This is a genomic window from Haloarcula sp. 1CSR25-25 (assembly GCF_032027985.1).
Lineage (GTDB): Archaea > Halobacteriota > Halobacteria > Halobacteriales > Haloarculaceae > Haloarcula.
The window spans coordinates 326,963-346,924 of the sequence record NZ_JAHYBW010000004.1; the positions used below are offsets into that span (position 1 = coordinate 326,963).

The 19,962-nt window shown below is 64.6% G+C and carries 21 protein-coding genes; 13 read left to right on the forward strand and 8 right to left on the reverse strand.

Annotation, left to right across the window (positions count from 1 at the left end; translation table 11 throughout):
- The first annotated feature begins 23 nt into the window (after window positions 1-23).
- The 6 genes from KZ498_RS14310 (at window position 24) to KZ498_RS14335 (ending at window position 4,911) form a co-directional block, all read left to right on the forward strand.
- Window positions 24-161, forward strand: a complete 138-nt coding sequence (locus KZ498_RS14310) for a plasmid partition protein ParG (RefSeq protein ID WP_310553415.1) — start codon at window positions 24-26, stop codon at window positions 159-161.
- Window positions 158-1,435 carry a transposase gene (locus KZ498_RS14315; RefSeq protein WP_312619659.1) on the forward strand — a complete coding sequence of 426 codons (1,278 nt, stop codon included), beginning with the start codon at window positions 158-160 and terminating at the stop codon, window positions 1,433-1,435. The genes KZ498_RS14310 and KZ498_RS14315 overlap by 4 nt, the downstream gene beginning before the upstream one ends.
- A gap of 134 nt (window positions 1,436-1,569) precedes the next feature.
- Window positions 1,570-2,376: a glucose 1-dehydrogenase gene (locus tag KZ498_RS14320; RefSeq protein WP_312619660.1), complete on the forward strand. Its 807-nt coding sequence runs from the start codon at window positions 1,570-1,572 to the stop codon at window positions 2,374-2,376.
- Between the two features lie 2 nt (window positions 2,377-2,378).
- Window positions 2,379-3,248, forward strand: a complete 870-nt coding sequence (locus KZ498_RS14325) for an amidohydrolase family protein (RefSeq protein ID WP_312619661.1) — start codon at window positions 2,379-2,381, stop codon at window positions 3,246-3,248.
- Between the two features lie 2 nt (window positions 3,249-3,250).
- Entirely contained in the window at window positions 3,251-4,414 is a 1,164-nt protein-coding gene (locus KZ498_RS14330; RefSeq protein WP_312619662.1) for an enolase C-terminal domain-like protein, read from the forward strand.
- Window positions 4,415-4,455: 41 nt separating this feature from the next.
- A complete protein-coding gene (locus KZ498_RS14335; protein ID WP_312619663.1) occupies window positions 4,456-4,911 on the forward strand; it encodes a universal stress protein in 456 nt (151 codons plus the stop codon).
- Between the two features lie 111 nt (window positions 4,912-5,022).
- On the opposite strand, the gene KZ498_RS14340 is transcribed toward KZ498_RS14335, so the two are convergent.
- Entirely contained in the window at window positions 5,023-5,811 is a 789-nt protein-coding gene (locus KZ498_RS14340; RefSeq protein ID WP_312619664.1) for an ATP-binding cassette domain-containing protein, read from the reverse strand.
- 107 nt (window positions 5,812-5,918) lie between these two features.
- Here KZ498_RS14340 and KZ498_RS14345 point away from each other — a divergent pair, with 107 nt between their 5' ends.
- Both KZ498_RS14345 and KZ498_RS14350 read left to right on the forward strand, forming a co-directional pair.
- Window positions 5,919-6,905, forward strand: coding sequence for an ABC transporter permease (locus KZ498_RS14345; RefSeq protein ID WP_312619666.1), 987 nt, complete (start codon window positions 5,919-5,921; stop codon window positions 6,903-6,905).
- A gap of 91 nt (window positions 6,906-6,996) precedes the next feature.
- On the forward strand, window positions 6,997-8,052 hold the full coding sequence (locus tag KZ498_RS14350; protein ID WP_312619667.1) for a substrate-binding domain-containing protein: 1,056 nt from the start codon (window positions 6,997-6,999) through the stop codon (window positions 8,050-8,052).
- A 354-nt stretch (window positions 8,053-8,406) separates the two neighbouring features.
- Here the strand turns inward: KZ498_RS14350 and KZ498_RS14355 are convergent, their stop codons facing one another.
- On the reverse strand, window positions 8,407-9,168 hold the full coding sequence (locus KZ498_RS14355) for an IclR family transcriptional regulator (RefSeq protein ID WP_312619668.1): 762 nt from the start codon (window positions 9,166-9,168) through the stop codon (window positions 8,407-8,409).
- Window positions 9,169-9,420: 252 nt separating this feature from the next.
- Between KZ498_RS14355 and KZ498_RS14360 the strand changes: the two genes are divergently transcribed.
- The 4 genes from KZ498_RS14360 to KZ498_RS14375 all read left to right on the forward strand — a co-directional run bounded on the left by KZ498_RS14360 (window position 9,421) and on the right by KZ498_RS14375 (window position 13,512).
- A complete protein-coding gene (locus KZ498_RS14360; protein ID WP_312619669.1) occupies window positions 9,421-10,662 on the forward strand; it encodes a sugar ABC transporter substrate-binding protein in 1,242 nt (413 codons plus the stop codon).
- 8 nt (window positions 10,663-10,670) lie between these two features.
- On the forward strand, window positions 10,671-11,678 hold the full coding sequence (locus KZ498_RS14365) for an ABC transporter permease (RefSeq protein ID WP_312619670.1): 1,008 nt from the start codon (window positions 10,671-10,673) through the stop codon (window positions 11,676-11,678).
- The gene (locus KZ498_RS14370; RefSeq protein ID WP_312619671.1) at window positions 11,675-12,502 is read left to right on the forward strand and encodes an ATP-binding cassette domain-containing protein; all 828 of its coding nucleotides are present in this window, start codon (window positions 11,675-11,677) and stop codon (window positions 12,500-12,502) included. The genes KZ498_RS14365 and KZ498_RS14370 overlap by 4 nt, the downstream gene beginning before the upstream one ends.
- 113 nt (window positions 12,503-12,615) lie before the next feature.
- Window positions 12,616-13,512, forward strand: a complete 897-nt coding sequence (locus KZ498_RS14375; RefSeq protein WP_312619672.1) for an SMP-30/gluconolactonase/LRE family protein — start codon at window positions 12,616-12,618, stop codon at window positions 13,510-13,512.
- A 6-nt stretch (window positions 13,513-13,518) separates the two neighbouring features.
- On the opposite strand, the gene KZ498_RS14380 is transcribed toward KZ498_RS14375, so the two are convergent.
- Complete coding sequence (locus KZ498_RS14380) at window positions 13,519-14,484, reverse strand: mannonate dehydratase (protein ID WP_312619674.1); 966 nt, start codon at window positions 14,482-14,484, stop codon at window positions 13,519-13,521.
- Between the two features lie 84 nt (window positions 14,485-14,568).
- Between KZ498_RS14380 and KZ498_RS14385 the strand changes: the two genes are divergently transcribed.
- Entirely contained in the window at window positions 14,569-14,913 is a 345-nt protein-coding gene (locus KZ498_RS14385; protein ID WP_312619675.1) for an L-rhamnose mutarotase, read from the forward strand.
- Window positions 14,914-14,938: 25 nt separating this feature from the next.
- On the opposite strand, the gene KZ498_RS14390 is transcribed toward KZ498_RS14385, so the two are convergent.
- The 5 genes from KZ498_RS14390 to KZ498_RS14410 form a co-directional block, all read right to left on the reverse strand.
- Window positions 14,939-15,964 carry an aldo/keto reductase gene (locus KZ498_RS14390; RefSeq protein WP_312619676.1) on the reverse strand — a complete coding sequence of 342 codons (1,026 nt, stop codon included), beginning with the start codon at window positions 15,962-15,964 and terminating at the stop codon, window positions 14,939-14,941.
- A gap of 63 nt (window positions 15,965-16,027) precedes the next feature.
- Window positions 16,028-17,029 (reverse strand): LLM class flavin-dependent oxidoreductase, encoded by a 1,002-nt coding sequence (locus KZ498_RS14395; protein ID WP_312619678.1) that lies wholly within the window; start codon window positions 17,027-17,029, stop codon window positions 16,028-16,030.
- A 39-nt stretch (window positions 17,030-17,068) separates the two neighbouring features.
- The gene (locus KZ498_RS14400) at window positions 17,069-17,857 is read right to left on the reverse strand and encodes an SDR family oxidoreductase (RefSeq protein WP_312619679.1); all 789 of its coding nucleotides are present in this window, start codon (window positions 17,855-17,857) and stop codon (window positions 17,069-17,071) included.
- 79 nt (window positions 17,858-17,936) lie between these two features.
- Window positions 17,937-18,569 carry a hypothetical protein gene (locus tag KZ498_RS14405; RefSeq protein ID WP_312619680.1) on the reverse strand — a complete coding sequence of 211 codons (633 nt, stop codon included), beginning with the start codon at window positions 18,567-18,569 and terminating at the stop codon, window positions 17,937-17,939.
- A 167-nt stretch (window positions 18,570-18,736) separates the two neighbouring features.
- On the reverse strand, window positions 18,737-19,927 hold the full coding sequence (locus tag KZ498_RS14410) for an AGE family epimerase/isomerase (protein ID WP_312619681.1): 1,191 nt from the start codon (window positions 19,925-19,927) through the stop codon (window positions 18,737-18,739).
- Window positions 19,928-19,962 lie beyond the last annotated feature (35 nt).

A 19,962-nucleotide genomic window follows, 5' to 3' on the forward strand; every position in this document is an offset into this window, starting at 1 on the left:
AGTGAATAAGCAATACGTGTGAGATGACTAAACGGCTCACCGTAGACTTCGAAGACGAGCTATACAAGGAGTTCTCGAAGCAATGTATCGACGCTGAGAAGACCAAGTCCGAAGTCGTGCGTGGACTTGTCCAAGACTGGCTCAACGAATCTGAAGAATGACCGACGTACAGACTCTCGTGAAGACGCTGGATTTTCAACTGAACATCCAGAGTGACAACGAGAGTCTGCTGGAAGACGCTACGCTCGAATCTCGGTGGGCCTACAACGAAACCGTCCGTCTCGCCAAGAAGGGCGTAGACTGGGACAAAATCCCCGACCGCGTGGCCGATGACGCCGATCTCGTGAAAAACACCACACAGCGTGTCGTTGCGAAGGCACTCGGCGCAATGGAGAACTACCACGAGTACGACGACTTTGGCCTTCCAAGCCACACCAAGGACGGCAAGTATCCACTCCGTGCTAACTACGAAGAAGGCTACAATCTCACGGTCCGAAACGACGGAACGGTTGGATTCCGTATCAGCGCGAAACCTTACAAGCACGTCAAAGGCGTGCTGGAAGGCGACGACGCACATCTCGACATTCTCAAGACCGCGCTCGATGGCGACGAGTGGAACATCGGGACGGCGGAAGCACTGTTCCACAATGGGACACCCGAGTTGCACGTCAACGTCACGAATACCGAGCAGACCGTCCGAGACAAACAGGACTCTCGGACGGTCATCGGCGTGGACGTGAACGAAGACAACGTGGCACTGTCGGCACTGTCAGCAGATGGCGTTGAGGATACGCTGGTCATCGACTTCCTCGAAATCAAATTCGAGCGTCACCGCTACTTCACGGTGCGGAAGCGGGTGCAGAACGCTGAGAAACCAAGTATGCACGAAACGCTCGAAGGTCGTGAACAACGGTTCGTCCGTGACCGACTCCACAAGGTGAGTCGGCACATCGTGGAGTGGAGCCAACAGTTCAAGAAGCCATGCATCGTCTTTGAAGACCTCAAAGAGATGCGCGACAGTATCGACTACGGGACGCGGATGAACCGACGCTTGCACCATCTCCCGTTCCGCGCTCTCCAATACTACACGTCATACAAGGCTGCCTTCGATGGCGTTCCAACGGCGTGGATTGACCCTGAATACACGAGCCAGCAGTGTCCGATGTGTGGACACACGGAACGAGCGAACCGTAACAAGAAGCGGTTCAAGTGTTGTTCGTGCCAGCATCAAGACCACGCCGACCGTAGTGCAGGCGTCAACATCGCCGTGAAAGGTATCGAGAAGCATCAGAACTGGAATGTGCCTGCTCTCAACAGCCTTCCCGTTGTTCGGAAGGTGCGACGGCAGGCATCGGGGGCTGTGGACGCCCCGACCGTGACCTCGGATACCGCGAGAGGGCATCATCCCGATGGTATCCGAGGCGTGTCCGACTAATCCACGGGAAGCCTCGGGGTCGTACGGAAATCGAAGATTTCCGTGATGACGAGACGCTCCGCGTCTCGAACCACTTGACCCCGAGGCGGTTCACCGGTGGTTTCATTTCACCGTGGTGAGTAGTCGAGTGTGGTATGGTCGGACACACGCAGTACGACTTCAGCGGCGAGACTGCCGTCGTCACCGGCTCCACGAAGGGAATCGGCCGGGGGATCGCCGCCGGACTGGCCGACGCCGACGCCGACGTCGTCGTGAACTCGCGGACGGACTCGGCGGTCGAATCCGTCGCTGCAGAGCTGAACGAACGGGGCGAGGGCCGCGCCGTCGGCGTCGCCGCGGATGTGGGGTCGACCGACGATATCGACGCGCTCGTCGACCGGACCATCGAGGAGTTCGGGCGTATCGACCTGCTGGTCAACAACGCGGCCGTCTGGCCCGAGGAGGAGTCGCTGGTCGACTCTGACGTCGAGCAGTGGGACCACACGATGGCTGTCAACGTCCGTGCCCAGTACTATGCCGCCAAGCGGGTCGCACGGCACATGATCGACGAGGGCATCGAGGGCTGTATCGTCAACCACACGAGTCAGGCGGGCGACCGCCGGACGGGCCCGTTCGGGCTGTACGGCATCTCGAAGACGGCTATCAACGGGTTGACCTGGCGGATGGCACAGGAACTGGCCGAACACGGCATCCGGATGAACGCCGTCTCGACGGACGTGACCGAGACGGCCCAGACCCGCTATGAGGCCGAGCAGGAAGCAGCGAATGACCCTGACCGGACCGCCGAGGAGATACTGCAGGCCCGAGGCGAGCAGCGGCCGCTGGGCCGGCTCGGACAGCCCGAAGACCTCGCCGACGCGGTGCTGTGGCTCGCGAGCGACCGCGCGGACTACGTCGTCGGCGACATCGTCCGGGTCAGCGGGGGCGGCAATCTGGCGTGACGATGCGCTTCGTCGACACGCACACCCACACGTGGGGACCGGACACCGCGGAACTGCCCTGGCCCGAAACAGTCCTCCCGCCGGGCTGGGAAGGCCCATACACCGCCCACGACCTGATCGAGGACATGGACGCCGCCGGCGTGGAGGAGGCGGTGACAGTGACGACGCCGATGTACGGCCGCGGCGTCCGGGCCAACGAGTACACGATGCGGTCAATCGAGGCGTACCCGGACCGACTGTGGGGGGTCGGCCTGATGGACTTCTACGGCGACCCCGACGAGGTACGGGCGGCACTCCGCCGGGTCGTCGGCCACGACCGGATGCTCGGCGTCCGGATGCACGCCTGCCTCGACTACGCGGAGCACGCGACGGACCTGAACCGGACCGCCGACTGGATCCTCGACGAGGAACTGACACCGGTCTGGGCCGAGGCCGCCGAGCAGGGAACGGCCGTGTTCGTCTTCCCGAAAGCCCAGCAGCTCTCGATGGTCGCGACGCTCGCCGAGCGCCACCCGGACGTCCAGCTGGTCGTCGACCACATGGCCTTCCCGGACGAGACGACGGCCCCGGACGCGGCCCCCTGGACGGACTTCCAGACGCTGGCCGACCACGACAACGTTGCGGTCAAAGTGAGTTCGCTCCCCCGCTCTAGCGCGGACGGGTGGCCCTACGAGGACCTGTGGGGCTACGTCCGCAACCTCGCAGACTGGTTCGGCACCGACCGCCTGCTGCTCGGGTCCGACTACCCGTGGATGGACGACTGGGCGGAATACGAGGACTGCCTCTCGTGGGTCGAGGAGGTGCCGTTCCTCTCGGCCCGCGATTACTCGTATCTGGCCCACCGGACGTTCGAGCGGATTCACGGGGTGTGAACGTGGCCACCATCGACCACATCGAGACGGTGGAGTTCGCCTATCCACTTCAGGACGTGGGGACGCCCCCGGGCGGGTTCGACATCGTCTACGACCCGGGAGCGACGATGGAACGACGGCTGTTCGCGGTGCGGGTGTCGTGTTCCGACGGCCTCGTCGGGGAGTACGTGGGGAGCAACTCTCCGGGGGCCGCCCAGATGAACATCGTTGCGGAGTACCTCGTCGGACGAGACCCGACCCGCCGCGAGCACCACTGGAGCGAGGTGAAACGGGCGTTACGTAAGTACGACCGGATGGGTATCGGGCCCCTCGACATCGCCCTGTGGGACTACGCCGGCAAGAAATACGACGCTCCTATTCACGAACTGCTCGGGACCTATCGCGAGCGACTACCGGCCTACGCTTCTACCTACCAGGGCGACAAAAGCGGTGGATTGGACTCGCCGGCGGCGTACGCCGACTTCGCAGAGGCGTGTCTCGACCGCGGCTATCCGGGGTTCAAAGTCCACGGCTGGGACGGCGACTGGCGTGACCCGGACCTGCTGGAGGAAACCGTCAGAGCAGTGGGTGAGCGTGTGGGCGGCCGGATGGAACTGATGGTCGACCCGGCCTGTGACCTCGATACCTTCGCCGAGGCGGTGCAAGTGGGGCGGGCCTGTGACGACCACGGCTACCGGTGGTACGAGGACCCGTACCGGGACGGCGGCATCTCCCAGCACGCACACCGCAAGCTCCGACAGACGCTATCGACGCCGCTGCTCCAGACTGAACACGTGCGCGGCCTCGAACCACACGTCGACTTCGCGGCGACGGAAGCGACTGATTTCCTGCGGGCGGACCCGGAGTACGACGCCGGAATCACCGGCGCGATGAAGATAGCCGCCGCGGCCGAGGGACTGGGACTGGACGTGGAGTTTCACGCACCGGGCCCTGCCCAGCGCCACTGTCTCGCCGCGACGCGAAACGCGTCGTTCTACGAACTCGCCCTGGTCCATCCCGACGCGCCGAACACGACACCACCGGTGTACGAGGGCGGCTACTCCGACGCTCTGGACGCCATCGACGCCGACGGTGCCGTCCCCGTCCCCGACGGGCCGGGCCTGGGCGTCGACTACGACTGGGCGTACATCGAAGACAACGCCGTCGGCCGGCGGACCTACGAGTAGGACACCAAACAGCTAATTACCCGTCGTGCGATTCTCCCTGTATGGGACATGACCGCGTAATGCTCGCAATCGGACCGGACGACCGGGACAGTCTGTCAACTCTCGTGGACGCCACAGTAGATATCGCAGCGCCCTCGGGCGCGACCGTGTATCTGCTCTATGTCTTCCCGCGGGACGACTACGAGGCCGTGATGGAACAGATGGGCATCGACACGACAGTCAGCGGGCTCACGCCCGACGAGGTGGCACAGCGCCACGAGAGCGTCCGGGAACCGGCCGACCGGCTGGAGTCGCTTGGCATCGACTACGAGATCCGTGGCGTCTCCGGTGGGAGTCTCGCGGACCAGATCGTACGGAAGATCGAACAGGTGGACGCCGGCCTGGCCGTCGTCGGGGGCACCAAGCGGTCGCCGGCCGGGAAGGCGATGTTCGGCGACCACGCCCAGCAGGTGCTGCTGAACGCCCCGGTGCCGGTGCTGTACGTCAAACGGGAGTGACTCATACTGCCGGACAGAAGGATGCAAACCGTCAATACACGCTATGGCGAGAAGCAACCCGTCTAAAGCAGTCTCCCGGACGTCGAGTGCGAAATACTCTGTCCGACAGTATCACCCGTCGGCGGCCTGTCCGCCACGCTCGCCGTCGGGCATCCCGGCGACCATCCGCTTGACGATATCGTCCTGCGTGGCCGTCTCGCCGTCGAGGACGCCGGCGTCGGTCCCCTGATGGAGAATTTGGATGCGGTCGGCGGCCCGCCGGACGTAGTCGAGGTTGTGCGAGATGAGCAGGATGGAGATGCCCTGGCGTTGCATCCGATCGATGAGTTCCAGTACCCGCTCGGCCCCCTCGACGGAGAGGGCGCTGGTCGGTTCGTCCATGATGATGATCTCTGGATCCGAGAGCATCGTCCGGGAGATGCTGACCAGCTGGCGCTCGCCGCCGGAGAGGTTCGACACCTTCTCTTCGACGTCGACACCGATGTTCAGCTCCTCGAGCAACTCCCGGGCCCGCTCGCGCATCTTGCCCTTGCTGAGGACGCCGAGCAATCCGTCCGAGCCGGTGGCTTCCTCGCGCCCGAGGAAGATGTTCTGCGTGACGGTGAGGTTCCCGGCGATAGCAAGGTCCTGGAACGTCGTCTCGATTCCCAGCTCTTTGGCCCGTCGGGGGGAATCGAGGTCGACGACGTCGCCGTCGATGCGGATAGTGCCGCTGTCCGGCCTGTGAGCGCCCGCCAGACACTTGATGAGCGTGGACTTCCCGGCCCCGTTGTCGCCCGCGAGTGCGAGCACCTCGCCGCGCCGTAACCGCAGCGTCACTCCGTCCAGAGCGACTACCTCGCCGAAGCGTTTCGTGATGTCTTCCATCTCGACGATGTAGTCTTCGCCGGTCTCACTCATGCGTGGTATGTCTCCAGGGTTCGATATAATGGTTCGCCCCCCTCTCTGGCCGCGGTGTGTGTACTGTTCCCAAAAGTATAATATAACTCCACGGACAGGTTCCAGGTATGCTGCAATCGGTCGTCGGGGAAAGGGACATCCGCGGATGGGTGACGCTCCAAGATCTCAGCCGATACGGCCCGCTGCTCGGTCTCGTGGGACTATACATCGCGTTCTCGCTCCTGAACGACCGGTTCCTCACAGTCCGGAACCAGATCAACGTCCTCCAGCAGGTGTCTATCATCGGTATCATGGCCATCGGAGTGACATTCCCCATCCTCTGTGCGGAGATCGACCTGAGCATCGCACAGGTGATGGAGATTGCGGGGTTGACGATGGCGACACTCGCCGTGGGTGCGCGGCTCTTCGAGGGCTTCCCAGTCCCGGTCGTCATCGCTATCCTCGCCGGAATCGCGCTCGCGTCGGCGCTCGGCGCGCTGTCCGGGTACGTCACCGCACGCTTTGGGGTCCCGTCGTTCATGACGACGCTTGCCGTCCTGTTTCTGGCCGACGGACTCGGGCTCATCGTCTCCGGCAACCGGCCGATAACCGGCCTTCCGGCCTCCCTGACCGGCATCGGCGGCACGCGCGTGTTCGGCTTCCCGAGCATCGTCCTCGTGTTCCTCCTGTTGCTGGTCATCTCGCAGTTGCTGCTTTCCTACACCCGATTCGGGCTCTACATCTACGCCATCGGGGGCGACCGGACGGCTGCCGAGCGGATGGGAATCAACGTTACAGCCGTCCGGATGGGGACGCTCGTCATTTCGGCCGCGTTCGCGGCTATCGCCGGCCTCGTGACCCTCGGACGGCTCGGTAGCGCGGTGCCGACGATGGGTGCCGGACTCCTGTTGCCCCCCATCGCCGCAGTCATTCTCGGTGGCGCGGACCTCTTTGGCGGCTCCGGGAACATGGTCGGGACACTCATCGGCGTCCTCATCCTCGGTGTCCTCGGGAACGGGCTGAACCTCCTTGGCGTCGACCCGGCCGGCCAACTGGTCGCACAGGGAATCGTCCTGATGCTCGCGGTCCTCGCAAACGTCCTCGGACGGGACTGACCGATGTCGCGTAGTGCGCGGTTAGTTGTCCAAAATCATATTATTACTCACCGATAGTTCTTTTACCCAGGCGGAGGTTACATGTGAACGTATGGCACACCCTATCCGCAGACGTCGGTTTATTCGGAGCAGCGCACTCGCTGGAACCGCACTCCTCGCTGGCTGTGGCGGCAGCGGCGGCGACGGGGGCGATGGCGGGGACGGAGGCGGCGAGAGCGGTGGCGACGGGGGGACAACCACGACAGATAACGGGATGGAGACGACCACCAGCGGTCCGCCGTCGGCCGCGCTCTCCGTCCCGTCTCTGGAGTTCACGTTCTTCGCACGGATGCAGAACGCGTTCGATCAGGCCCAGAGTGACGGACTGATCGCGAGTGACTCCTCGTTTTACGACGCCGGCAACAACCAGAGCCAGCAGGTCTCAGACGTCGAAACGGCTATCTCAAACGAGGTCGACTTCCTCATGATATCGGCCATCACGGCCGAGGGCGTCATCAACGCTATCAGCCAGGCCAACGAGGCCGGCATCCCGGTGGTCGCTATCGACCGGAACGTCGCCGAGGGCGAGACGGTCACCTACGTCGCGTCCGACAACGTCCAGCTGGGTCGCCGGTCGACGGAGCTGTGTCTGCAGTTCATGCAGAGCGCCGGCGACCAGGACACCTACAACGTCGTCCAGTTGGAGGGGACGCCGGGCGCCAGCGTGACGAACGACCGTGGAGAGGGGTTCAGCAACGCCGTCGACAACAACGACAGCCTCAGCCGACTCGCCAGCCAGACGGGGGAGTTCTCGACGCAGAACGCGCTCAACGTGATGGAGGACTTCATCACACAGTACGGCGACGAGATCGACGGCGTGTTCTGTCAGAACGACCTGATGGCGCTCGGTGCCCACCGAGCGCTCCAGAACGCGGACATGTCCGTCCCGGTCACCGGCATCGACGGGACTGAGGCGTGGGTCGAACTGTTCGCTGACAACGGTTCCTACGGCACGCTCGCGCAACTACCGGAGGAGATGGTCACCACGGCCATCGAGCAGGCCACGGCACACATGGCCGGCGAAGACGTCGAAGACACCATCACCATCGAGGGGCTGGAAGTCACGCAGGACAACGCCAGCGATTATCTCGGTCAGTACTTCGGCTGACTCGGCGTCGCGGCCGGTCTGCGCCCGCCGTTCCCGGGTCTCGCTTCTCTTCTCTGGGACGCGTCAGTGTATCGGCCACGCGACGGGAGACGGCTGGTTCGATACGGTGATAGCCTGCGCCCAGGTCAACGCCGTTACCACCAGGCAGCTGAGGGCGTGAGTAGGGCGGTGCCAGACTGGAATTTGTTCCGTATGGCTGAACGCATCACCGTCAGAAGGGAACGCCGGACCGCGAAATCGTAACAGGCGTACTTTTGTTATACGGGTCGGGTATCCGGCCACTGAGATGTGTTACCACGGATGTTCAGTAGGCCGGAACGCGACTACGCGTCTGGCGAACGCACGTCCGGACCGTCAGGAGTATACCAGGTTGATTTCGACGACGTTAACGGCCGAACGGAGCATTTCCGGGATATCCTCGTGAAAGAGGTCGCCGCTGATACGACTCGTCGGCCCAGACACGCTGAGCGCCGCCACGGGCTCCCCGTCTTCCGAGGTGACCGGGGCGGCCACGCAGCGCAGGCCCGGGAGCCGTTCCTCGCGGTCGTACGCGTGCCCTCGCTCCCGGATGTCGGCGAGCTCCGACTTCAACTCTGTCCGGTCCGTGATCGTGTGCTCGGTCCGAGCCGGGAGGCCGTGCGTGTCGATAATATCGTCGACACGCTCCTCGGGCAGTTCCGCGAGAATCGTCTTCCCGAGCGCCGTGCAGTGGAGGTTCACCCGCTTGCCCGCGTACGTGTCGACCGTGACGGCCTCTGACCCCTCGGCGCGGGTGATGTAGACACCCTCGCCGTGTTCCTCGACCGCTGCGTTGGCCATCTCACCCGTCTTTTCGGCCAGCGACGCGACCTCCGGTCGGGCCGTCTCGTAGATGTCCATCCGGTTTCGTTTGTACTCCCCCAGTTCGAGGAACCGTAGTCCCACCCGGTAGGCATTGCCTTCGTTCGTGATGTACCCCTCGTCTTCCAGCGTCTGTAAGTGGTTGTGGACAGTGCTCTTGGCGATACCGAGGTCGTTGGCCACTGCCGTCGTACCCGCCCCGTCCAGCCGTTTCAGGGCTTCGACGATCCGTAGCGACGTCCTGGTCGCGGTGATGGTGTTCTCTTCTGGTGCCATACCCCCGAGATGACCCCCCACTCACATAGCTCTGTTCACCAGGACGGAACAGCTGTCCGGGTGGGAGCTACGATACTCGGGAGATACCGACGCGAAACCAATGGAACGCGTCGACTGCGGTCAGCGCGCCACAGCGGCGGCCTGGGTTGTCCGGACGGTGCCGCCCGGACGACAATATTCCCGTGGGACGCCGAGTTCTACCTGTTCTATTATCGGAAATATTTATGTACTAACGGTTTAAATACACAGGGTATGCGAGGTAGTGACAGGCGAAAGTTCCTGAAAGCGACCGGGGCAGCAATTACGACCGTCTCACTTGCGGGATGTGGTGGGGACGGTGGCGGCGGTGACGGTGGTGGCGACGGAGGCAGTGACGGAGGCGGTGGCGATGGCGAGTCCACCGGAGACGGCGGCGGTGACGGCGGTTCCACCGGGGACGGCGGCGGTGACGGTGGCGGGAACTCTCTCGACAAGATCGGGATGACAGCGTACGTCCGCGGCGGCTCCTGGATCACAGCCTATATCGAGGCGGCCCGGTTCTACGCCGAGGACCAGGGGATCGAACTCGACGTCCGACCGAACCAGCAGAGCGCACAGAAGCAGGTCTCGGACATCCGCGAGTTCGCCAACAGCGACCACGACGCCATCCTCGTCGGCGTCTGGCAGACCGGCGCGGCAGAAGGGGCCATCAACCAGGCCATCCAGGGCGGCACACCGGTGTTCGCGACGAACGCCGACACCTCCAGTTCGGAGATTCCCCTGTACGTCGGGTTCAGTAACTACGACGGTGGCGCGAGTTCGGCAGAGCAGATGCTCGAGGCCCTCGAACAGCAGTACCCCGACAAGGACACGTGGCGCGTGCTGAACGTCCGCGGCGTCCAGGGGAACCAGTCGGCCAACCAGCGCTCGCAGGGGTTCCTCGACGTGATGGCCGAACAGGACCGTGTCGAGGTCGTTCAGACGCTCAACGGCGAGTACGCCCGGGACGTGGCACAGTCCACGACCCAGGAGTGGATCCAGGCCAACGGTCGCGTCGACGGCATCTACTCCGGGAACCTCTCGATGGGGCTGGGCGTCGTCGGGGGGCTGCGCAACCTCGATATGCTGGCCTCGCGGGGAGAGGAGGGCCACATCTGCCTGACCCAGATGGACGGGAGTCCCGAGGTGAACCCGCTGGTCGGGGACGGGACCATCGACGCGGCGGTCGACCAGCCGAACTACTTCTACAACCCCATCGCGATGTACTACATGCGGGAGTACGTCGAGAGCGGGATGGACGACAGCGTCATCCCGGAGGTGGGGTCTGAAGTCACCTCGGACCAGCTGACCATCGAATCCGGCCAGCACAAGGGTGTGGAGCTGTGGTCCGAGCCCATCTGGGAGCCCGGAATCATGCGCGAACAGAACGGCCACCCGTGGTTCCGGACCAACAGCGTCGTCATCACCCAGGAGAACTACGACCAGCCGTTCCTCTGGGGTAACGTCTGGGGCTAACGCTACCGATGGCAACGGACCAAGGATTAATCGGCCGGACTGTCGGGGACCGGGACGACGTGATGCTGACGCTGTTAGACAACATGATATGGCCGATCCTGGCCATCGTCCTGCTCGGGGTGCTCGTGTTCGTGCCCCAGACGTTCAGGTCGGCCCAGCTGATTCTGTGGGGAGCCGTGCCCATCGGACTGCTCGTCCTGGCTGAGAGCCTCTGTCTCCTGTCGGGACACTTCGACCTCTCGATTGGCTCCATCGCCGGTTTCTCGGCGATGTTCACCGGGATGATTCTCGGGACCTGCCCGAGCTGCTGGGGGCTGACCACCAGCCCGTGGATCGGCTTCGCTATCATACTGCTCGTCGGGTCGGTCATCGGCCTCCTCAACGGCGTCATGATCGCGAAGGTCGGGCTGAACCCGTTCCTGCAGACGCTGGCGTTTCTCATCATCTTCGAGGGCGCGAAGACGGCGATGCAGACCCAGCCCGTCACAGGCCTCCCGCTTATGTACACGCGGGTCGGCGGGACGCCCGAGTTCGCCATCGCCCTGATGCTGGTAGCGTTCCTGATTACCGGCCTCGTGTTGCGGTACACCTCCTTCGGACAGGCGGTCTACGCGCTCGGGAGCTCGGAACACTCCGCCCGCGAGGTGGGCATCGACACCGAACGGCTCATCATCCTCATCTACACTATCAGCGGTGTGCTGTCAGCGATTGCCGGGCTGATGCTGACCGGGTTCGTCGGCGTCGTCCCGCCGCTGATCGGCGAGGGGCTCGTGTTCCAGGCGTTCGCCGGCGCGGTCATCGGCGGCATCAGCCTCTTTGGTGGCCGTGGGAAGATCACCGGTGCGCTGGGCGGCGTCATCCTCATCCAGGTCGTCCAGTCGGCGCTGAACAACAGTCCGGTCATCGACGCGACACAGATACAGATGATAAACGGCATCGTCCTGCTGGTGGCGATACTGCTGTACAGCACCCAGAGTAAGATCCGCGCTCGCATCCTCGCGAGTGGTGCGGTATGAGCGTCGACGACGGGGGCGCGCCGGAACAGCGCCACGCGGAACATACCGACGACGAGACGGCCGGGACGCCGAAGCTCCGCGCGGAGAACCTCACCAAGCAGTTCGGTCGCATCGTCGCCGTCGAAGACGTCTCGCTCGATATCCAGCCCTCGGAGGTGTTCGCGCTCGTCGGCGACAACGGGGCCGGCAAGTCGACGCTGATGAACATGCTCAGCGGCGTCCACAAGCCCACGAAGGGGCAGATATACAAGAACGGCCAGCCGGTGAACTTCGACAACCCCTCGGAGGCACGCAACAACGGCATCGAGACCGTCTATCAGGACCTCGCGCTGATGGACGACCTCGACATCGCCACCAACATCTTCATGGGCCAGTTCCCGCGGAACGGGTTCGGCCCGTTCCGGATCATCGACTGGAGCGAGACCTACGAGCGGGCCGAACAGATAATGATGGACCAGCTCGGTCGGAGTCTGGACATCAAGACGGAGGTTGAGTTCCTCTCGGGCGGCCAGCGACAGCTCGTCGCCATCGGCCGGGCACTCGCGTTCGATCCGGACGTTATCATCCTCGACGAGCCCACGAGCGCGCTGTCGGTGGATGCGACCCGGCTCGTCCAGGACACCATCGACACACTGGCTGACCAGGGGATTACCATCGTCATCGTCAGTCACAACATCGAGTCGGTGCTGCAACACGCCGACCGCATCGGCGTCCTGTTCCAGGGGCAACTGGTCGACATCAAACAGCCCGACGAGACGGACATAGAGGAGCTGAACGAACTGATGACGACCGGGACGCTGTCGAGCGGTCGCCTCGACGACTAGCGAGGGACCGACTCCAGGGCGCCCCCTCGGTTATCGGAACGGGGAGTGAATCGGCCCACGGGCCGGCCGGAACTGACCCCCGGTTTTTCGGTCCCCACGACCGTTGTAACGATATGGACGCGCCCGAACAGGTCGTCGACATCGAGTGTGAGACCGGCGAGGGACCGCTATGGCACCCCGGGGACGAGCGCCTCTACTGGTGTGACATCCCGAGGGGGCGAGTCTATTCCTACGACCCGGCGGCCGACGACTACGAATGCGTTTACAGAGACGACCGCGAGCGGGTCGGCGGCTTCACCATCCAGCGTGACGGTTCCTTGCTCCTGTTCCAGGAGGCCGGGGCGGTCCGCCGGCTCTCCCGTGGCGACTGGACGACCGAGACCGTCGTCACACCGGACCCCGGCCGCTTCCACGAGCGGTTCAACGACGTTATCGCTGACCCCGAAGGACGGGTCTTCGCCGGCGTGATGCCGGACACCGAGCGGGACCTGCCCGGACAGCTCTACCGGCTGGACACCGACGGGGCGTTCACGCTCGTTCGGGAGTCCTGTGTGCTTCCGAACGGAATGGGGTTCACGCCGGACCTGTCGGGGCTGTACTTCACCGACACCTGCGAAGTCGACCCGGCCCAGCCCGGCTACATCTACCGGTACGACTACGACCGCGCGAGCGGCCGGCTCTCCGACCCAGAGGTGTTCGTCGACGCGAGCGCCATCGAGGGGTATCCCGACGGACTGACCGTCGACAGCGAGGGCCACGTCTGGTCGGCGTTCTGGGACGGCGGCGCGCTCCACCGGTTCGCGCCCGACGGGACCCACGAGCGCAGAGTCGCGTTCGACCCCCGGCAGGTATCGTCACTGACCTTCGCCGGCGACGACTACGACACGACCTACGTGACGACGGCCTGCGTCGAGACCCGCGAGACCGAAGGGACGGGCGCGGGGAGTCTGTATCGGGTTGACCTCGGCGTGACCGGCCGGCCGGAGTTCCGGTCCGCCGTCGACACCTGACCGCGTTCAGCCGTCAGTCCGGGCCTGTTCGCGCAGCCCGCGCATGTAGCCGATGGCGAACAGGCGTCCGTTCGTGTGGTAGCCGGGGTTTGCGTTGTCCTCGCCGGCCATCGTCGGCACGTGGTCGGGTCGCATCACCACGTCGTCGTCGACGTGGCGCTCGTAAGCCCGCATCGCGGCGAGCATGTCCGTGGGACCCTCGTCGTGCCAGGTCTCGACGAACCGGTCGGCGTCGCCCTCGACGTCGCGGAAGTGAACGAAGTTGATGCGGTCGCCGAAGCGCTCTATCGTCTCGGGGATGTCCGCGCCCATCGCGGCGAAGTTGCCCTGGCAGAACGTGATGCCGTTGTACTCGCTGTCGTAGGCCTCCAGCACGCGGTCGTAGTTCTCGACGCTCGTGACGATGCGGGGGATGTCCCGCAACGAGGCCCGGGGCGGGTCGTCGGGGTGGAGTCCGAGTTTCACACCCGCTTCCTCCGCGACGGGGACCACCTCCCGCAGGAAGTGCTCCAGCCCCTCCCAGAGGTCCTCCCGGGTCGCGTCCGGGAGCGTCTCGGGCCCGCCGCGGGTCTTGGCGACGTCGAACTCGGTGACGTAGGAGCCACCGCGGGCCTCGACGTGGGCCCCCGTCCGCGCCCAGCGGACCCCCGCCATCCAGTCGTAACAGACGACCGGGATACCGACTTCCCCGCAGTTCCGGAGGAACTGTTTGAACACCTCGATGTCCTCGTCCCGGCCCGCACGACCCAGGCGGACGCGGTCCGAGATGGGGACCGAGCCCTCCAGGACGGAGAAGTTCAGGCCGACCTCGGACAGCCAGTTCGAGAGCCCCTGCAGGTCGTCGTAGGTCCACTGTGTGCGACCGTCGCCGATCTCCAGCGGGTGGATGACGGCGTCTTCGACGCCCAGTTGCCGTGCGAGGTGCCAGCGTTCGTCCGGTTCGTGTGGCAACACCAGTGCGGGCGAAACCATACCCCCGAACTCGAGGGGAGACCACTAATACCCACCGCTGCCGCCCCCGTAACGCTGATTTGCCCGCCCTGAGTGGATGTGCATATGGCAGACACCGAGCGTGCCGTCTACGTCCAGCGACTCGACCCCGACCAGCGCGAGGCGTACGTCGCGGCCCACGACGACGTTCCCGAGGGCGTGACCGACGCGATGGAACGGGGCGGCGTCGAGGAGTTCGAGCTGTACGTCCGCGACGACGTCGCGGTCTGCATCCTGGAGTGTGCGGACCTGGACGCCTACCTCGACGCCGTCGACGGCGACGAGGCCGTCGCCGAGTGGGAGCGCTACACCGGCCAGTTCAAGCAGTCGGGTGTCGACGCCGACGCCGACCCGGAAGCGGGCATCCCGTTCATGGCGCGGGTCTGGCGGTTCGAGCCCGACGCCGAGTGAGACGACCGGGGTCGCGACGCTGTCGTCAGTGGCCCCAGAGGGTCCCGTCTGGGTCGTACCGCGCGTCCATGATGCGGTCCCACTGCGCGTCCGAGAGGTCGACGTCCGTCGCGGCGACGTTCTCGTCAAGCTGGTCGACGGTGCGGGCCCCGACGATAGGGACGCAGGTGAACTCGTCCCAGTCCATCAGCCAGCGCAGGGCGACCTGCGCCGGCGTCGCGCCGGCCTCGGTGGCGACGGTCCGGACCTCGTCGAGCACGTGCCAACCCCGCTCGGAGAGGTAGTAGTCGTCGAAGAAGTCGTCGAAGCTCCCCCGTGACCCGTCGGGGGCCTCGACAGCCTCCGGGTCGTCCGGGTCGGCGCGTTCGTACTTCCCGGTGAGAAAGCCCCCTGCAAGCGGCGAGTACGGACAGACCGCGATGTCCTGGTCGGCACACACGTCGAGGTAGTCACGCACGTCCTCGTAGTAGCCGGCGTGATGGAGCGGCTGGGTCACCTCGAACCGTTCGAGGCTCTCGACGTCGCTCTTCCAGAGGGCCTTCGTCAGCTGCCAGGCGGCCATCGTCGATGCCCCGAGGTAGTGGACCTTGCCTTCCCGCACGAGGTCGTTCAGCGTCCGCAGCGTCTCCTCGATGTCGCTGTCCTCGTCCCAGCGGTGGATGTAGTACAGGTCCAGGTAGTCTGTCCCGAGTCGGTCAAGCGTGCCCTCGACCTGCGCGCGGATGTGCTTGCGGCCCAGGCCCGAGTCGTTGGGACCGGGTTCGCCCCAGCCGTCGAACGGGAAGTACACCTTCGAGGCGATGACGAAGTCCTCCCGGTCGTAGTCCTCGAGCCACTCGCCGATGTACTCCTCGCTGGTGCCGTGGGGGGAGCCGTAGACGTTGGCGGTGTCGATGAAGTTGACACCGCGGTCCCACGCCGCGTCGAGCAGGCCGTGGGCCTCCTCCCGGCCGGTCTCGACCACGCCGTTCGTCTCCTTGCCGAAGCGCCACGTCCCGAGGCAGAGTTCCGAGACGCGAGTCCCTGTGCTGCCGAGCTGTCGGTAATCCATCACGCTGGTAATTCAGACTGCTCTGTAAAACTGTTTTCCATCCCACCGGCCGCTCCCGGGCTGCTATCTGAACTCCGGGGCGACCTCGTCGCCGAACAGCTCCATCCCACGGTGGTTCGGGAAGTCCAGAAACATAAGCTGGAGCTTCTCGAATCCGAGGTCGCGGATATCCTCGATCTGTTCGGCGACCTGTGCGGGCGTCCCGATGAGCATGTCGCCTTTCTCCCGGGCTTCGGCGGCGTCGCTCAGTTCGTCGTCCATGTCAGACTCCTCGCCCCACGGGAGCGGGAAGATATCTTCGACGGCCGATTCGACGGCCGCATCGTCCTCCCGGACGAGCACGTGTGCGAGCCACGACCGCTCGACCTCCTCTGGCTCTCGCCCCTCGTTTTCGAGGTACTCGTCGAACTTCCGGGCCTTGAACCCGATTGAGCGCCCGCGGGCCCGGCCGCTGATCTCGACGTTCCACTCGTCGGCGTGTCGGGCGGCGAGGCGGAGCATCTCCGGCCCCGCTCCGCCCACGACAATCGGTGGGTGGGGCTGGCTGACCGGTTTCGGCTCGTTCAGCGCTCCGTCTATCGTGTAGTGGTCCCCCGAGAAGGTCGGGTTCTCCTCTGTGAACATCGCCTTGACGACCTGAATCCCCTCGTCGAGCATCTCGATTCGGGTGGTGACGTCGGGGAAATCGAAGCCGTACGCGCGGTGTTCTTCCTCGTGCCAGCCGGCCCCGAGCCCGAGCCGGAGTCGCCCCTCCGAGAGCACGTCGACAGTCGTCGCCATCTTCGCCAGCAACGCGGGGTTCCGGTACGTAATCGACCCGACCAGGGGTCCGAGGTCGACCTCGTCTGTCCGCTCGGCGAGCGCGCTCAGCAGCGTCCAGACCTCGAACTCCTCGGCTTTTGGACCGAGCATGAAGTGGTCGGGTGCCCACAGTCCCTCGAGGCCGGTGTCGACGGCCGTATCCACGCCCTGGAGGACCGTCTCCCGGTCGAGGCTGTCGAGCATCGGTGTGTCTCGGTGAACGCCAGCGCCCGCGTAGCACTGGACCATCCAGTCGAACTGCATAGACGTACTGACACCGGAGCGAGAATAACTGTTTGGGGTTCACAGCCCGCTGTGTGCGAGCCAGCCGCCGTCGACCGCGAGGTTCGCGCCGGTGATGAACGACGCCTCGTCGCTGGCGAGAAACACCGCGGCGTCGCCGATATCCTCGGGCGTCCCGAACCGGGGCAACAGCGTGTGTTCCTCCGCCTTGGCGACGTCCTCGTCGGTGTTGATGTCCTGCAGCGGCGTCTCGATGTAGCCGGGGTTGATACAGTTGACCCGGACGCCGTCCTCCCCCAGTTCCATCGCGAGGTCCCGTGTCATGTTGACGACGCCGCCTTTCGCCGCCGCGTACGGCGGCCCGCCGCCGCCTTCGAATCCCCGAACGGAGCCGATGTTGATTATCTGTCCCTGGCGTTCGACGAGGTGTGGAACGGCGAACTTGGCGCAGTAGAACGCCCCGCTCAGGTCGACGTCGATGGACCGCTGCCACTCCTCGATGGTCGTCGACTGGGAGTCCCCGACGACCTGGATGCCGGCGTTGTTGACGAGGACGTCGATACCGCCACAGGTCTCGACCGCCGTTTCGACCATCGCGGCGACGCTGTCGGGGTCGCCCACGTCGGTCTCGACGTACGTGGCCGCACCGGGCGTCTCCTCGGTGATAGCGACGTCCGTCGGGGTCGTCACGTCGCTGTCGTACCGGGCCCCCTGTTTGGGCTCCCGCTGGACGTCCGCGACGACGACCGTTGCACCCTCCGCGCCGAACCGCCGCGCGATGCCACGCCCGATGCCACTCGCAGCGCCGGTGACGACGACTGTGCGGTCTGCGTGTCGCTCTCCAGGCATAGCTAGCGATTCACAGCCAGTGACTTAACGGTATCCGAGGTGTGCCTCTGGAGCGGTCTCTCGGGGATTTCAACGATACTCACACGTCTCCGGCCGACCCTTCGAGTATCCCCGTCGTTAGCCAGCACCCCTGCATAGGCGGCGTCCGCCGGCGTTCGACACGCCACCGGTAGGTCGTCGTCGACCCGTTGCTGTGGGCCCGAAGCGGTTGGACCGCGACGCTGCCGTTTCGCTGCAACGGCCTGCGGGCGACCGACTCCGCATCCAGGAGCGGTCGGTACCGCGTTCGGAACGTCTCGACGTAGTTGTCGACAGAGCTGTACCCACGACGCGAGTCGGGTGCGAGGAACCGCCACGTCGTCTCGATGCCGCGGTGAGACCCGTTGTCCGTGAGTATTGCACCGACCTGCAGGCGAACCACCAGCGCCGGCGACCGCTCACACGTCGGCTCTACGTCCCGATACGCGGTCGGCGACAGTCCGGGGTCGAACTCGCTCCACTGGCCCGGCCACACACCGCCGAGTGCGCGGCCGTTCGGCGGTGGTGTCTCAGTCGTGTTCACCGGAGCAGGCGTCGCAGCCGCGGGCACGGGTGCCGGCGTCACGGTCTCTGTCCGTGGTGGCTCGCTGGGTCCGAATACTGCCTGACACCCGCCGAGACCTACAGAGAGAGCGACGACTGCGAGCGCTACCCACACGTTATCTCGGACCATAGCGATGACACGGTAGCACACCTCTTTGATGTTTTCCTCGGGACCTCCGACTCGGCCAGTGAGACCGTTGCGTGATGGCGGGACCGAAGCGACGGTTCGGGACGGGAGTCGGACAAAACCGAGTCAGGTCTGTGACACGCCCCATGCGTCGGTACTATCGGGAGGAGTCAGGAGTAGGAACGAATGCCTTCGAGGCAGGCGCCGATAGGATGGTATCCGGGCTCTACAGCAACTCCCGATTTCGTGGGAACCGGGTCGTTTGCCTCCGTCACTTTGGTGTACCAGTTTCCCGAGTCCTGATTGATGAGATTGTCCTCGGCGTACTGCCAGAACGTATCGTACCACGTCCGATACTCTGTGTCTCCGGTTACGTCGTAGAGGACCGCCGCGGCACCGATCCCCTCTGCGACCTCCCAGGAGTACTTGTCTCTGACCAGCGGTTCCCTATTCAGATCGAATGAATAGTAGAAGCCGCCAGCAGCGTCATCCCAGCCGTGGGAGATCGCTGCCGCAAACAGTTCCTCGGCCCTGGGAACGAGCCACTCCGCGTTCTCGTGCCGTGCCAGGACCGACAACAGTTTCGCCCATTCTATCTGGTGCCCCGGCTGATATCCCCACGGCCGGAACGTGTGTCTCGGATCGTCCCGGTTGTAGTCGAAATCGTGCTCCCAGTCAGGGGTGTAGTGTTCCCAGATGAGTCCGTCCGTTTCCTCCGCCAACTCACGTGTGAGTGACTCAGCGATAGTCATCGCCCGCTCGAGATACCGCGGTTCGGCAGTTGCCTCGTAGGCAGCTATCATCGCCTCACACATGTGCATATTCGCGTTCTGGCCGCGATACTCGGCAGCCGCGGTCCAGTCCGGGTCGTACTCGCTCTTGCAGAGCCCGTGTTCCGGCTCCCAGAAGCGGTCAATCAGGAACTGGTACAGTTGCTCAAGGTCGTCCGCCGTGTCAGGAATACCGACCTCGACAGCACGGGCAAGCGCCAGGAACGCGAACGCATGGCCGTAACAGATGCGCCTCGAGTCGCGCGGGTCTCTCCCCTCGAGGAGCCAGTGATACCCGCCACGGGCAGTGTCGCGTTGATGGGTCTGCAGGAACTGGAGCCCGTGTTCGGCGGCGGGCAGACACCAGTCAGGCCCGTCGAGGTTTGCCCCAACGCAGTGATTGACGACGAATCTCGACGTGGCAACCAGGTGTTTTGACGAGCGGTCGTACACTTCGCCCGTCTCCTCATCGAACTGGGCAATGTACCCACCCGCGTCGTCGTCAATACACTGTGGGTAGTAGAAGTTCAGGACGTCACGAATCTCATCTCGCAACCACTGGGCTGACTGGTACTTCGAGTCACGGTCCATACACCGCTTCACTGTCCGATGTGGCAATAATGTTC

What these genes read in the sequence shown, in the direction of transcription:
- KZ498_RS14380 (WP_312619674.1), bottom strand. Translation starts at nt 14,484, where the DNA reads ATGGTTTCGCCCGCACTGGTGTTGCCACACGAACCGGACGAACGCTGG.
- KZ498_RS14325 (WP_312619661.1), top strand. Translation starts at nt 2,379, where the DNA reads ATGCGCTTCGTCGACACGCACACCCACACGTGGGGACCGGACACCGCG.
- KZ498_RS14340 (WP_312619664.1), bottom strand. Translation starts at nt 5,811, where the DNA reads ATGAGTGAGACCGGCGAAGACTACATCGTCGAGATGGAAGACATCACG.
- KZ498_RS14315 (WP_312619659.1), top strand. Translation starts at nt 158, where the DNA reads ATGACCGACGTACAGACTCTCGTGAAGACGCTGGATTTTCAACTGAAC.
- KZ498_RS14335 (WP_312619663.1), top strand. Translation starts at nt 4,456, where the DNA reads ATGGGACATGACCGCGTAATGCTCGCAATCGGACCGGACGACCGGGAC.
- KZ498_RS14355 (WP_312619668.1), bottom strand. Translation starts at nt 9,168, where the DNA reads ATGGCACCAGAAGAGAACACCATCACCGCGACCAGGACGTCGCTACGG.
- KZ498_RS14385 (WP_312619675.1), top strand. Translation starts at nt 14,569, where the DNA reads ATGGCAGACACCGAGCGTGCCGTCTACGTCCAGCGACTCGACCCCGAC.
- KZ498_RS14320 (WP_312619660.1), top strand. Translation starts at nt 1,570, where the DNA reads ATGGTCGGACACACGCAGTACGACTTCAGCGGCGAGACTGCCGTCGTC.
- KZ498_RS14375 (WP_312619672.1), top strand. Translation starts at nt 12,616, where the DNA reads ATGGACGCGCCCGAACAGGTCGTCGACATCGAGTGTGAGACCGGCGAG.
- KZ498_RS14360 (WP_312619669.1), top strand. Translation starts at nt 9,421, where the DNA reads ATGCGAGGTAGTGACAGGCGAAAGTTCCTGAAAGCGACCGGGGCAGCA.
- KZ498_RS14365 (WP_312619670.1), top strand. Translation starts at nt 10,671, where the DNA reads ATGGCAACGGACCAAGGATTAATCGGCCGGACTGTCGGGGACCGGGAC.
- KZ498_RS14350 (WP_312619667.1), top strand. Translation starts at nt 6,997, where the DNA reads ATGGCACACCCTATCCGCAGACGTCGGTTTATTCGGAGCAGCGCACTC.
- KZ498_RS14410 (WP_312619681.1), bottom strand. Translation starts at nt 19,927, where the DNA reads ATGGACCGTGACTCGAAGTACCAGTCAGCCCAGTGGTTGCGAGATGAG.
- KZ498_RS14390 (WP_312619676.1), bottom strand. Translation starts at nt 15,964, where the DNA reads ATGGATTACCGACAGCTCGGCAGCACAGGGACTCGCGTCTCGGAACTC.
- KZ498_RS14310 (WP_310553415.1), top strand. Translation starts at nt 24, where the DNA reads ATGACTAAACGGCTCACCGTAGACTTCGAAGACGAGCTATACAAGGAG.
- KZ498_RS14405 (WP_312619680.1), bottom strand. Translation starts at nt 18,569, where the DNA reads ATGGTCCGAGATAACGTGTGGGTAGCGCTCGCAGTCGTCGCTCTCTCT.
- KZ498_RS14400 (WP_312619679.1), bottom strand. Translation starts at nt 17,857, where the DNA reads ATGCCTGGAGAGCGACACGCAGACCGCACAGTCGTCGTCACCGGCGCT.
- KZ498_RS14370 (WP_312619671.1), top strand. Translation starts at nt 11,675, where the DNA reads ATGAGCGTCGACGACGGGGGCGCGCCGGAACAGCGCCACGCGGAACAT.
- KZ498_RS14345 (WP_312619666.1), top strand. Translation starts at nt 5,919, where the DNA reads ATGCTGCAATCGGTCGTCGGGGAAAGGGACATCCGCGGATGGGTGACG.
- KZ498_RS14395 (WP_312619678.1), bottom strand. Translation starts at nt 17,029, where the DNA reads ATGCAGTTCGACTGGATGGTCCAGTGCTACGCGGGCGCTGGCGTTCAC.